13 protein-coding genes and 1 pseudogene are annotated in these 12677 nt (G+C 62.5%); 11 read left to right on the top strand and 3 right to left on the bottom strand.

All coding sequences use genetic code 11. The features are described 5' to 3' along the window. Positions 1-484 precede the first annotated feature (484 nt). The 11 genes from VGP39_RS15950 to VGP39_RS15900 all read left to right on the top strand — a co-directional run bounded on the left by VGP39_RS15950 (position 485) and on the right by VGP39_RS15900 (position 10359). Positions 485-2080, top strand: a complete 1596-nt coding sequence (locus VGP39_RS15950) for an ABC transporter substrate-binding protein (RefSeq protein ID WP_327569066.1) — start codon at positions 485-487, stop codon at positions 2078-2080. A gap of 306 nt (positions 2081-2386) precedes the next feature. Further along, positions 2387-3331, top strand: a complete 945-nt coding sequence (locus tag VGP39_RS15945) for an ABC transporter permease (RefSeq protein WP_327569065.1) — start codon at positions 2387-2389, stop codon at positions 3329-3331. Positions 3332-3344: 13 nt separating this feature from the next. Continuing rightward, positions 3345-4238, top strand: a complete 894-nt coding sequence (locus tag VGP39_RS15940) for an ABC transporter permease (RefSeq protein ID WP_327569064.1) — start codon at positions 3345-3347, stop codon at positions 4236-4238. A 68-nt stretch (positions 4239-4306) separates the two neighbouring features. Then, on the top strand, positions 4307-5305 hold the full coding sequence (locus VGP39_RS15935; RefSeq protein ID WP_327569067.1) for an ABC transporter ATP-binding protein: 999 nt from the start codon (positions 4307-4309) through the stop codon (positions 5303-5305). Beyond that, positions 5298-6302, top strand: coding sequence for a dipeptide ABC transporter ATP-binding protein (locus VGP39_RS15930; protein ID WP_327569063.1), 1005 nt, complete (start codon positions 5298-5300; stop codon positions 6300-6302). Before VGP39_RS15935 ends, VGP39_RS15930 begins: the two co-directional genes overlap by 8 nt. Positions 6303-6599: 297 nt before the next feature. Then, a complete protein-coding gene (locus VGP39_RS15925) occupies positions 6600-7097 on the top strand; it encodes a VOC family protein (protein WP_327569062.1) in 498 nt (165 codons plus the stop codon). Positions 7098-7112: 15 nt separating this feature from the next. Further along, positions 7113-8339 (top strand): acyl-CoA dehydrogenase family protein, encoded by a 1227-nt coding sequence (locus VGP39_RS15920; RefSeq protein WP_327569061.1) that lies wholly within the window; start codon positions 7113-7115, stop codon positions 8337-8339. Positions 8340-8347: 8 nt separating this feature from the next. Then, positions 8348-8890, top strand: a complete 543-nt coding sequence (locus tag VGP39_RS15915) for a flavin reductase family protein (RefSeq protein ID WP_327569060.1) — start codon at positions 8348-8350, stop codon at positions 8888-8890. A gap of 44 nt (positions 8891-8934) precedes the next feature. After that, positions 8935-9603, top strand: coding sequence for a TetR/AcrR family transcriptional regulator (locus VGP39_RS15910; protein WP_327569059.1), 669 nt, complete (start codon positions 8935-8937; stop codon positions 9601-9603). A 103-nt stretch (positions 9604-9706) separates the two neighbouring features. Then, the gene (locus tag VGP39_RS15905) at positions 9707-10009 is read left to right on the top strand and encodes a nucleotidyltransferase family protein (protein ID WP_327569058.1); all 303 of its coding nucleotides are present in this window, start codon (positions 9707-9709) and stop codon (positions 10007-10009) included. Then, complete coding sequence (locus tag VGP39_RS15900; RefSeq protein WP_327569057.1) at positions 10009-10359, top strand: DUF86 domain-containing protein; 351 nt, start codon at positions 10009-10011, stop codon at positions 10357-10359. Before VGP39_RS15905 ends, VGP39_RS15900 begins: the two co-directional genes overlap by 1 nt. Before the next feature lie 24 nt (positions 10360-10383). On the opposite strand, the gene VGP39_RS15895 is transcribed toward VGP39_RS15900, so the two are convergent. The 3 genes and pseudogenes from VGP39_RS15895 to VGP39_RS15885 form a co-directional block, all read right to left on the bottom strand. Further along, the gene (locus tag VGP39_RS15895; protein WP_327569056.1) at positions 10384-11367 is read right to left on the bottom strand and encodes a Gfo/Idh/MocA family oxidoreductase; all 984 of its coding nucleotides are present in this window, start codon (positions 11365-11367) and stop codon (positions 10384-10386) included. Then, positions 11364-12257, bottom strand: coding sequence for a polysaccharide deacetylase family protein (locus VGP39_RS15890; RefSeq protein ID WP_327569055.1), 894 nt, complete (start codon positions 12255-12257; stop codon positions 11364-11366). Before VGP39_RS15890 ends, VGP39_RS15895 begins: the two co-directional genes overlap by 4 nt. A 23-nt stretch (positions 12258-12280) precedes the next feature. Next, positions 12281-12677, bottom strand: a pseudogene (locus VGP39_RS15885) (LLM class flavin-dependent oxidoreductase); the annotation flags it as partial.

Raw genomic sequence — 12677 nt, 5'->3', positions numbered from 1 at the left:
GTCCCCGGAAGCGCGGACCAGGGCTACTACGCCGTGACGGAACGTCGAGAGGCGTTGCCGTGTGCCTCTGATTGTCGGCGATCCGGCAATCAAGCCGCGGCTGTTACCAAGGTGCGCCTTTCGGCGTTCCGCCTCCCTCTTATCTCGTCGAGGGAGGTTCACTGAACCCACCATTCACGCGAAGGGATTTGCGGGCGGCGATGACGCTTGCCCGGAGCAATCAGTGCGATGAAATGCACCAGCGCCCACCCCACACACAGCGTCATACGCGGGCCTGACCCGCGTATCCATCCATCTTCGCAAGAGTCTTTCGAAGAGGATGGATTGCCGGGTCAAGCCCGGCAATGACAGCAAGGGAAATGCAGTCGAAAGGCTCCGCTGCGCCGATAGTATGACATTGCTCCGCAAGCGGGCCGTGCTAGGTTCGCCGCCAAATAAAAAGCCTCAAGAACGCACCAGCGTCGGTTCCGCCGGGAGGAATTTCATGACGGCTTGCTTCAGATTGACGTCGCTCGCTTTGCTTGCATTGGCCTGTGCGGCGGCGCCCGCGGCGGCGCAAAAACCGGGCGGCACGCTGCGCTTCTACCATCGCGACAATCCGCCGAGCGCGTCGATCCTCGAGGAAGCGACGGTGTCGGTCAACGCGCCGTTCATGCCGGTCTTCAACAATCTGGTGATGTTCGACCCGGCAAAATCCCACGAAAGCGCCGACACCATCGTTCCGGATATGGCGACCAGCTGGTCGTGGGACGCGACCAACACAAAACTGACATTCAAGCTGCACGAAGGCGTCAAATGGCACGACGGCAAGCCGTTCACCGCCAAGGACGTGCAGTGCACCTGGCAGATGCTGATCGGCAAGGGCGAGGCGGCGGATTTCCGCAAGAACCCGCGCCAGGTCTGGTACTTCAATCTCGAGGACGTCACGACCAATGGCGACAACGAAGTCACCTTCAACCTGAAGGCGCCGCAGCCGTCCTTCCTGCTGCTGCTCGCGTCGGGATATTCGCCGATCTATCCCTGCCATGTGCCGCAGAACGTGATGCGCACCCGCCCGGTCGGGACCGGGCCGTTCAGATTCGTCGAATTCAAGCGCGGCGATTCGATCCGCCTGGTCCGCAATCCCGATTACTTCAAGAAGGGCCGGCCCTATCTCGACGCCATCGACATCAAGATCATCGAGAACCGCTCGACCCGCATCCTGGCCTTCACCACCGGCGACTTCGACCTCACCTTTCCGACCGACGTCTCGGCGCCGCTGATGAAGGACATGAAAACCCAGGCGCCGAAGGCGGTGTGCGAACTCAAATCCACCGGCGTCGCGGTCAATTTGATCGTCAACCGCGGCTCGCAACCGTTCGACAACGCCGATATCCGTAAGGCGATGTCGCTGGCGCTGGACCGCAAGGCGTTCAACACCATCCTCAACGAGGGCACCGGCACCATCGGCGGCGCCATGCTGCCGGCTCCGTCAGGCGAATGGGCGATGCCGCAGGAGCGCTTGGAAAAACTGACGGGATACGGCCCGGACATCGAGAAGAACCGCGCCGAGGCGCGCAAGCTGATGGAGGGGCTCGGCTACGGTCCCTCCAAAACCCTCAAGGTGAAGGTCGCGACCCGCAATATCCCGGTATACCGGGATCCGGCGGTGATCCTGATCGACCAGCTCAAGAAGGTCTACATCGACGGCGAACTCGAGAACGTCGACACGCCGCAATGGTTCACCAAGGTCAGCAAAAAGGACTATCAGGTCGGCCTGAACCTCACGGGCGTCGCGGTCGACGATCCCGATTCCAACCTGGTGGAGAATTACACCTGCAAGTCCGCGCGCAACTACACCGAATACTGTAATCCGGAAGTTGACCGGCTGATCTTCCAGCAATCCAAGGAATCCGACAAGGAAAAGCGCAAGCAGATCGTGTGGGACATCGAAAAGCTGCTGGTCGATGATGCGGCGCGCCCGATCATCGAGCACGACAGCGGCGGCACCTGCTGGCAGCCTTATGTGAAAGGCTTCACGATGCATGACAACAGCATCTACAACAACACCCGTTTCGAGGACGTCTGGCTCGACAAGTAGAAACATGGGTCTTATCCGAGCCGCAAACTCCACCGTCATCCTGAGGAGCCGCGCGCTTGCGCGGCGTCTCGAAGGATGGCCGCGGGCACTTGTGGCTCATCCTTCGAGGCTCGCCGCTGCGCGGCGAGCACCTCAGGATGACGGCACGCACCGTCATCCTGAGGAGCCGCGCGCTTGCGCGGCGTCTCGAAGGATGGTCCAGGGCACCAGTGCTTGTGGCCCATCCTTCGAGGCTCGCCCTAAAGAACGGCGAGCACCTCAGGATGACGGCGGAGTTGATTGGACCGTCAGCAAGGGAACACCGTGATGGGCAGTTACCTGCTGCGCCGGCTGATGCTGATGCTGCTGACCCTGTTCGGGATGTCGGTGCTGATTTTCATCGCGCTTCGCCTGGTGCCCGGCAACATCGCCGATATCCTGGTCGACTCCGCAGGCATCGTCGACAACGCCCAGAAACTCAAGATCGAGCACGAGCTCGGCCTCGACCGCTCGCTGATCGTGCAGTACGGACAGTGGATCGGCGGCCTGCTGCAGGGCGATCTCGGCTATGCCTACATCTCCGAACGCCCGGCGATCGAGGAGATCGCGCCGCGGCTTCCGGTGACCGCCAAGCTCGCGGTGCTGGCGCTGTTGTTCGCGGTCGCGATCGGCGTGCCGCTCGGCGTGCTCAGCGCGGTCAGGCGCAACACGCCGCTGGACTATTTCCTGCGGGTGCTGAGCCTCAGCGGGTTGTCGCTGCCCTCGTTCTGGCTCGGCTTGCTGGTGCTGCTGCTGTTCGTCCAGGTGTTCGGCTGGATCCCGATCTACAACAAGCCGGTGGACAATTTCTGGAAGGAAATCGGGCTGCTCAGCATCCCGGCGCTGGTGGTCGGCTTCCGCTCATCGGCGCTGATGATGCGGCTGACGCGGTCCTCGATGCTGGAGGTGCTGCGCCAGGATTACATCCGCACCGCGCGCTCCAAGGGCGCCTCCGAGCCGTCGGTCAACTACGATCACGCGCTGCGCAACGCCATGCTGCCTGTCATCACCATCATCGGCATCGAGGCGGCGTTTTTGATCGGCGGGCTGATCGTGACCGAGACGGTGTTCAATATTCCCGGCGTCGCCCGCTTCCTGGTCGAGGCGGTGCGCTCGCGCGATTACCCGATCGTGCAGAACCTGGTGATGTTCATCGCCGTCATCGTCGTCTCCATCAACTTCCTGGTCGACATGGCCTATACGCTGTTCGACCCCCGGATCAGGTACGCGTGAGGGGGATGGCGCCATGACGACTGTCGAGCACAGTGCCGAACTGGCGAAGGCGGGCGCCAACATCACCACGCGCTGGCAGGGCGCGATGTTTTTGGCGCGGCACTATCCGCTCGGCGCGGCCGGTGCGATCATCCTCATCGTCTTCGTGCTGACCGCGATCTTCGCAGGTCCCCTCAGCCCGTTCGATCCGACCCTGACCAATTCCGGCGCGTCGCTGGCACGGCCCGGCGCGGCGCACTGGCTGGGCGCGGATTTCATGGGCCGCGACGTGTTCAGCCGCATCATCGGCGGATCGCGGATTTCGCTGGCGGTGGGGCTCGGCTCCATCGTGCTCGGCTGCCTGGTCGGCGTTCCCATCGGGCTGTTGTCCGGCTATTTCGGCGGCTGGCTCGATCTGATCGTGCAGCGTGTCATCGACATGATGCAATCGCTGCCGCTGCTCGTCACCGCGCTGGTGATGGCGGCGGCACTCGGGCCGTCGCTGCGCAACACCATCATCGCCATCGCGATTCCCCTGGTGCCCAGCATCTCGCGCATCGTCCGCTCCAACACGCTGGCCTTGAAGGAGATGCCGTTCGTCGAGGCCGCGCGGGCGATCGGCCTGTCCGAAACCTGGATCGCGATCCGCCACGTACTGCCCAATACGCTGGCGCCCTTGATCGTGCTGGTGACCGCGCAATTCGGCTCCGCCATCCTGGTCGAAGCCTCGCTGTCCTTCCTCGGCCTCGGCGTGCCCGAGCCTTATCCGTCATGGGGACGCATGCTGTCGGAATCGGCGGCCGAATATATGCGCGCGGCGCCCTGGCTGGTGGTGTTTCCGGGGCTCGCCATCAGCCTCGTGGTGTTCGGCGCCAACCTGATGGGCGACGCGCTGCGCGACATGCTCGACCCGCGGCTGCGACGCTGATGCAATTGCCGGATCGACAGCCCGCGCACCACGATCAGCCCGCGAGCACGGCTTTGCCAAGCAAGCCGGTGCTCGAAGTGAATGGGCTCAAGACGTATTTCTTCACCCGCTCCGGCGCGCTCAAGGCCGTCGATGGCGTATCGTTTGCGCTTGCCCGCGGCGAGACGCTGGCAATCGTCGGCGAGTCCGGCTGCGGCAAGAGCGTCACCGCACTGTCGCTGATGCGCCTCGTCCCCGATCCGCCCGGCCGCATCGTCGGCGGCTCGATCAGCCTTGATGGCATCGACATCCTCGGCCTCGATGACGACGAGATACGCGCCATGCGCGGCCGCGATATTTCGATGATCTTCCAGGAGCCGATGACCTCGCTCAATCCGGTGATGACGGTCGGCCGTCAGATCGGCGAGGTTTTGCGCCTGCACCAGACGCTGACGAAAGCCGAATTGCAGCGCAAGGTCGTGGCGTTGCTGTCGCTGGTGCGGATACCGGAAGCAGCCCAGCGCGCCCGGGAATATCCGCATCAGCTGTCCGGCGGCATGCGCCAGCGCGTGATGATCGCCATTGCCCTTGCCTGCAATCCGAAAGTGCTGATCGCGGACGAACCGACCACCGCGCTCGACGTCACCGTGCAGGCGCAGATCCTCGAACTGATCGTCGACCTGCAGAAGAAACTCGGCACCGCCGTCATCCTGATCACGCACGATCTCGGCCTCGTCGCCCAGACCGCGCAGCGCGTCATCGTGATGTATGCGGGCCGCAAGGTGGAAGAGGCGGCGGTGGACGCGCTGTTCGCCGATCCGCTGCATCAGTATACGCGGGGCCTGATGGCCTCGCTGCCGCGGCTAGGGCTGCTGCGCGGCGAGGCCGCCTCGAGCAAACGTTTGCAGGACATTCCCGGCATCGTGCCGCCGCTGACGAACCTTCCCATCGGCTGCGTGTTCGCGCCGCGCTGCGCGCGCGCCGACGATCGCTGCCGCAGCGAATATCCGGCATATGAGGAAAAAGGCCCGGGCCACTGGGCCGCGTGCTGGCATCCCGGACCATCCAATGGGCGCGGCCATGATTGAGACTCCCGTCAACGCGCAAGCAGCAGATTCTGGTTTCGCCGAGCCGGTGCTGGTGGTTGACGCCCTGAAGAAGCACTTCCCGGTCAAGCGCGGGTTTTTCGGCGCATCCGAGCAGGTGATGGCGGTCGATGGCGTCAGTTTTGCGATCGGCGAGGGTGAAACGCTGGGCCTTGTCGGCGAATCCGGTTGCGGAAAATCGACCGTCGGCCGCGCCATCCTGCGCCTGATCGAGCCGACCGAGGGCTCGATCCGCATCGCCGGACGGGATATCACGCGCCTTGGCAATCGCGAGATGCGCCCGTTTCGCCGCGAGTTGCAGATCATCTTCCAGGATCCGTTTTCCTCGCTCAATCCGCGCATGACCGTCGGCGACATCGTCGGCGAGCCGCTGCGCACGCATCATCTGGCGAGCGGCAGGGCGTGCGAGGCGCGGGTCGCGCAATTGTTCGACCGCGTAGGGCTGGCGCGGGCGCAGATGGGCAGTTACCCGCACCAGTTTTCCGGCGGCCAGCGCCAGCGCATCGGCATCGCCCGCGCGCTGGCGCTCAATCCAAAGCTGATCGTCTGCGACGAGCCGGTTTCGGCGCTCGACGTCTCGATCCAGGCGCAGGTGATCAACTTGCTGATGGATCTGCAGCGCGACCTCCGGCTTTCCTATCTGTTCATTTCGCACAACCTCGCGGTGGTCGAGCATATCAGCCACCGCATCGCGGTGATGTATCTCGGGCGCATCGTCGAATATGCCGGCAAGGCGGCGATCTTCACCCGGCCTGGCCATCCCTATACCGAGGCGCTGCTATCAGCCGTCCCGGTCCCCGATCCGAAAATAAAAAACACCACCCGCGCGCTGCAAGGCGATGTGCCAAGCCCGGTTCATCCGCCGAGCGGCTGCCACTTTCACACCCGCTGCCCCTATGTGGTGGACCGCTGCAAGGTCGAGACGCCGCTGTTGCGGGAGATCGCGCCGGGCCAGCACGTGGCGTGCCATCTGCGGTGATGAGAGGAATCGAAACTGTTGCGGCGAGCGCGGCGCCCACCTCTCCCCGAAGGGGAGAGGTCGCTCGCATCGCAGATGCGAGGCGGGTGAGGGGGACTATCCGCAAGTCTGAGTGCGTTGAGCTGCCGCTCACCCAGATGTCATCTGCGATGACATCTGACCTCTCCCCTTCGGGGTGAAGGCGCACGCGCCTTGAATAATTAGTGATCAGGCGATAAACAATCATTGCGGCAGCTTCGATCGGTCAAGCAGGTTTCGTCGCGATCCGGCGCATTGTGCTTTTGAAGGAGGCGCGTGATGAAGGTTACCGGCTTCAACCATTTGTCGATCGGCACCCGAAATCTCGCGGAGTCGGTAAAGTTCTACGAGACCGTATTGGGCATGCAGACCATCCCCAGCTACAATTTCGGTTTCAAGACGAAATACCTGCGCTGCGGCGATCTGCAACTGCACATCTTCGAACTGGAAGACAAAATTCCGTTCTATCAGCACTTCGCCGTCGACGTGGACGATTTCCATGCCGCCTATGACGCCGCCAAGGCGATCGGCGCGCTGGATTCGACGGCCTTCCGCAATCCGGTGAACGAGCTTCCGGACGGCTGCGTGCAGATGTACCTGCGCGATCCCTCGGGCAACCTGGTCGAGATCGACTGGCCGGATGTCGAGACGCTGGATCGCTCGCGGATTCCGGAGATGAAGCTGCTCACCGAATTCGCCGAGCAGAACGAAGAGGGATTGGCGGCCTCGCTGTATCTCGACCGGCCGCATCTGAAGACGGCAGGGCGCGCGCGATAGCTAAGGAACGGCAAGATGGCAGGCACGCTTCCAAAGCCGAAGGCGAGTGCAGGGCCTGATGCGGACGGCAGTGCCTATGCGGCCATGATGGCTCGCGCGAAAGCCCTCGTTCCGCAACTGCGGGAACGCTCCGCCCGGACCGAAGCGTTGCGCCGCCTGCCGCCGGAAACCGAGCGCGATCTGCACGACGCCGGCCTGTTCAGGATCGTGCAGCCGAAGCGGGTAGGCGGCTCTGAATTCGACTATGTCGCACTGGTCGATATTGCCGAAGCGATCGGCCTTGCCGACGCATCCGTCGCCTGGAATCTCGCAAACCTGTCGAGTCATCACTGGATGCTCGCGATGTTCGATCCGCGCGCGCAGGATATCGTCTGGAACAAGGACGCCAATGCGCTGATTGCATCCTCGTTCGTGTTTCCGGCCGGCCGCGCGCGGCGGGTCGACGGCGGATATCTGCTGCAAGGCCGCTGGCCGTTCTCCTCGGCGGTGGATTCCAGCGAGTGGAACATGCTGGCCGGCATCGTCTCATACGACGATGAAGCCGACGGCATCGAATACCGGATTTTTCTGCTTCATAAGCACGACTATAAAAGCATCGATACCTGGCATGCATCGGGCCTGAGGGGAACCGGATCCAACGACGTCGAAGTCGATCAGGTGTTTGTCGCCGAGCCGATGACGCTTGAGGTCGCCGATCTTGCCGGTGGGCCGACGCCCGGCAGCATCGTCAACCCGAACGCACTTTACGCGCTGCCGGTATTTTCCCTGTTCCCGTTTGTGCTGTCCGGCGTTGCGCTGGGAAACGCGCAGGCCTGTCTCGACGATTACATCGAGATCGCCCGGCATCGCGCCTCGACCTACAACCGCGCGCGACTGGCGGACCTGCAATCGACCAAGATCAAGATCGCCGAGGCTTCCGCCAAGATCGACGCGGCCCGGCTGATCATGCGCTCGACCTGCATCCAGGCAATGTCCGACGCCAGGGCCGGCCACATTCCGGATATGGCCGCCAAGACCAGGTCGCGGCGCGACGGAGCTTTTTCGGTCAATCTCTGCACCGAAGCGGTGTCGCTGCTGTTCGCGGCGAGCGGCGCGCGGGGACTATACACCAGCGGCGCCTTGCAGCGGCAATTTCGCGATGCCAGCGCCATCAATTCCCACATCGCCTTCAATTTCGACGCGCAAGGCACTAATTTCGGCCGCGTCGCGCTTGGCCTGCCATCCGAAAACCTGACGCTTTGAGGCCGGCGATGACCGATGCGCCAAAGCATCCCGTCGAACCGGATCCGGCCACCGAACTGGCGAGCGGCAGTTCGGCGATCGATCCCAGGGATTTTCGGAGCGCGCTCGGCACCTACGCCACCGGCGTCACCGTGATCACGGCCGCCGACGCCGACGGCAAGCCTCATGGGCTGACCTGCAACTCGTTCGCTTCGGTGTCGCTCAACCCGCCGCTGGTGCTCTGGAGCCTGGGGATGTTTTCGCAACGGCTGGCCGTGTTCCAGAACGCCAGCCATTTCGCGGTCAACGTGCTCGGCGCGTCGCAACAGGCGTTGGCGAAAAAATTTGCAAACTCCTCGGAGGACAAGTTTACCGGGGTGGAATGGACCGCAGGCCGCGGCGGCGCGCCGCTGCTCGCGGGCAGCGTGGCGAATTTTCAATGCCGCGCCGTCGACCGCTATTACGGCGGCGATCACGTCATTTTCTTGGGAGCGGTCGAGGCCTATGCGTACGACCGGAAAGAGCCGCTGCTGTTTGCTCACGGAGGCTACGGACGCTTCATCGCACTCTGACGAAATTGCAGCGATCGAAGGTTTTGATGGCAAGGAAAGCAAAGTTGAAGTCTGCCGCCGGAAAGCAGAAGCGGCTGTCTCCGGACGATCGCCGCCGGGAGTTCGTTGCAAAGGCCACCGAATTCTTCGCGGAACAGGGATTTGGCGGTGGCACCCGCGACCTTGCGCGCCGGTTAGGCGTGACCCAGCCGCTGCTGTATCGCTACTTTCCGAGCAAGGACGATCTGATCAGGGAAGTCTATCGCACGGTCTATCTGGAGCCGCTCGACACCGGCTGGGAAAAGCTCCTGACCGACAGGTCGCGGCCGATCCGCGAACGGTTACGGGAATTTTATAACGCCTATACCAATGTGATCTTCAGCCGAAAATGGCTGCGCATCTATCTGTATTCGGGCCTGAAGGGGCTGGACATCAACCGGCGCTATGTCGCCGTGGTGCAGGACCAGATCCTGATGCCGATTATCCGGGAATGCCGCCATGAGGCGGGATTGCCGGCGCAAAACAAGCCCACCGCGGCCGAGCTTGAAATGGCCTGGGTGTTTCACAGCGGAATCTTCTATTACGGCGTGCGCAAACACATCTACGGATCTTCCGTGCTCGAGGACAAGCAGCAGATGATCGCCGATGCGCTGGATGCTTATCTGGCGGGCTTTGAACGGGTGTTTGGAACCGGCGTCGCCCCACGGCGCGCGCCGGTGAAGGCGGTCGGATAGGTCCTCCGGCTATGCAAAGGCGATTCAGGCATTGATTTTACAGCAGATTCAAGACAGCGCGGTACAAATGGCAAATTAATGCTTTTTGGCATATATTGAAGACATGCGCCGCGATCATGTGATTGCAAAATTGAAAAAGACCGAGCCCGTGCTGCGAAGCTACGGCGTGGCGGCGCTATACCTGTTCGGCTCGCACGCGCGTGATGAGGCGAGCCCCGATTCGGACGTGGATGTCTTTGTCGACGTCGCGCCCGGTGCGGCGTTCGGCCTAAGCCCCTATATGGGGGCCTTTCGCACACTTGAAGATGCCTTCGAGCACAAGGCGGAAATCGGCTACTCCACCCGGGATGCGCTCTCGCCATATATCCGCGCGGATGTCGAGCGGGATGCGGTGCGAATCTTCTGATGGTTGCCGGCACGAGCCCGCGCGTGCGGCTGCTTCACATGCGTGATGAAATCGAAAGTCTTTCGCAGGAGCTGGCGGGCCTGGGCTTCGAGACTTACCGGGAGAGTTACGCCCTTCGCCGCATTACCGAACGCGCGATCCAGATTGTTTCCGAGGCAGCCCGCGCTCTCCCTGAGGAACTGCGGGCGCGTTATCCCGACGCGCCTTGGGCTGATATCATCGGCATCGGCAATCCGTTGCGGCATGAATATCATCGCATCGACGACAAGGTTCTATGGGAAACCGCCACCGCCGACCTGCCAAAGTTAAAGCCGATCATCCGGCGCATGCTTGTCGAATTTGAAAACTGAGCATTCCTACTTTGGAACAACGTGTCAGATCTTCTCGATCGCCCCGCTCTTCACCGATCGCTGGATCGCTTCGAAGCTTCGGACATTTAGCAGCATCTCGTCCAGCGTGACCGGGTAGGGCGCAAGTCCGAGCGATGCGCGCCCAAAAGCCTCGATATTGTCGCGCACTGTCGGGTGCGGCGGATAGAACACCGTCGCCGGCTCTTCGTTGCGGTGGACGCTGGTCACGTCCCATCCGGTGATATGTTCCGGATGGCTGCGGTCGCGGATTTCCACCCAGCCTTTGGAGCCTTGCAGCGCAAGGCGTCCCATGAAAGGCGTCGCCAGCACGGCGCCCAGCAGCGCGGTGGCGCCGCTCTCGAATCCGATGGTGACCGACAACGTATCGCCGTTGGCAAAATCACTGCCCAGGGTTGCCAGCCTCGCCCAGACCTGTGTCGGGCGGCCAAGCAGCGCGATGGACAGGTCCACCAGATGGATGCCGGTGGCGGACAACGGACCGGCCGGATTGACCGACTTCGACAACCGCCAGTTATCGCGCGGCATGTTCAGGAACTTGTCCTGGCTGAAGTTGCCTTCCAGCAGCAGCGGCGTGCCGAACTCGCCGGCTGCAAATCGCTGCCGCATTTCGATCACCGCGGGCTCGAAACGTCTCTCGTGTCCGATGCCAAGCTGCACACCCGCTTTTCTCACCGCAGCAATGGCGGCTTCGGCATCGGCCGCGGTCGTGCACAGCGGTTTTTCGCAGAAAACGTGACGTCCCGACTGTGCCGCCGCCACGATCTGCTTCGCATGATGCTCCTGCGGCGTGCAGAGGATGACCGCCTCGATCTCGGGATCCGCCAGCGCGTCCTCGAAGCGCGCCGCCGTCTTCACGCCAAGCGCCGATGCGCGCGCCGGTTCATTCGGATCGACGCCGAGCACCGGGTTGACGACCGGGCTGTTCAACAGCGCCTTGAGGATGATCGATCCCCACCAGCCGAGACCGATGATGGCGACCTTGATCATGTCTTTGCCCGGGCCGACGCCGTTGCCAGTTCGGCGCGATACCAGTCGCCGATCTCGCTCGCGGTCATCAGCGCGACGCCGTCATGGCCGATGACATAATCGAGCAGCGCTTCGAGGTATTTGATGCGATGGGGAACACCGGTGATGTAGGGATGGATCGAGATCGCCATCACGCGTGCGTTGGTCGCGCCCTCAAGGTATAATCGGTCGAATTGATCGGTGCAGCGTTTCAGGAATTGCTCGGAGGTAAGATGCTGCAGCGCGTGGATGACGATATCGTTGGTCTCCACCGAGTAGGGAATCGTCGTGATGGTGCCGTGCGGGGTCACGATGTCCTGCGGCAGATCGTCAATTACCCAGTCGGCGACATATTCGATGCCGTTGAACCGCAACAGGTCGAGCGTCTCGTCGGTCTCCGTAAGGCCCGGGCTTTCCCACGATCGCGGCGCCTTGCCGGTGAATTTGGCGACCGTATCGACGGCGCGCCTGATCGCGTCGGCCTGATTGTCCAGCCTGTGCATCGGGCCCTGGATGAATCCATGCCCCATGAATTCAAAGCCGGCCTCGAGCGCCGCCGAGGCGACCCGCGGATACCTGCTGCAAACGCTTGCGTTCAACGCCAGCGTCACCGGCATATTGCGGTCGGTGAGCGCCTTGAACTGCCGCCAGAAGCCGGCGCGCATGCCGTATTCGTGCCACGACCAGTTCGGCACGTCGGGCAACAGCGGCTGGCCCATCGGCGGGCTCAGCACGGTGCGCGGCATCGCACCCTCGATCCGCCATTCCTCGACATTGAGGATGACCCATACCGCGAGCTTCTTGTTGCCCGGCAGTTGAAGTTTCGGCCGATCGACGGCCGCCTGATAGGGAATGCGATCGGAAAGAGCCACAGCGATCCTTTCTAGCTGCCGGATTATTCCGCGGCGTTGCGCTGTTTCGAGGAGCCCGCGTTGACCTGCGGCATCACTTTTTCCGCCATCAGGATCATCGACTCGCGGCCAAGCTCGCGGTCCTTCCAGTCCTTGCCGGCATACAGCAGCGTGCCGAAGGTGCCGACCTCGTCCTGAAAGGCGAGCAGCTGGTCGGCGACGCTATCCGGCGTTCCGTAAATGATCAGTCGGTCGCAGATCAGCTCCAGCGTCACTTCATCGTCGGGCTGGTCGCGGCGAGTCTTGAACAACTCGATGCGGCCGTTCTTCTTCAGCTTGGTGAACAGCGAGCGATAATAATTGACATAGGGACTGTCCGGATCGGTGGCGTAGGCCTTTGCCTTCGCCGCATCCTTGGCGACAAACACGCTCTTCGCCACC

This window comes from Bradyrhizobium sp. (assembly GCF_036009065.1).
Classification (GTDB): Bacteria; Pseudomonadota; Alphaproteobacteria; order Rhizobiales; family Xanthobacteraceae; genus Bradyrhizobium.
The sequence above is the reverse complement of the archived record's forward strand: the minus strand, read 5'-3'. Positions and strand labels throughout refer to the sequence as shown.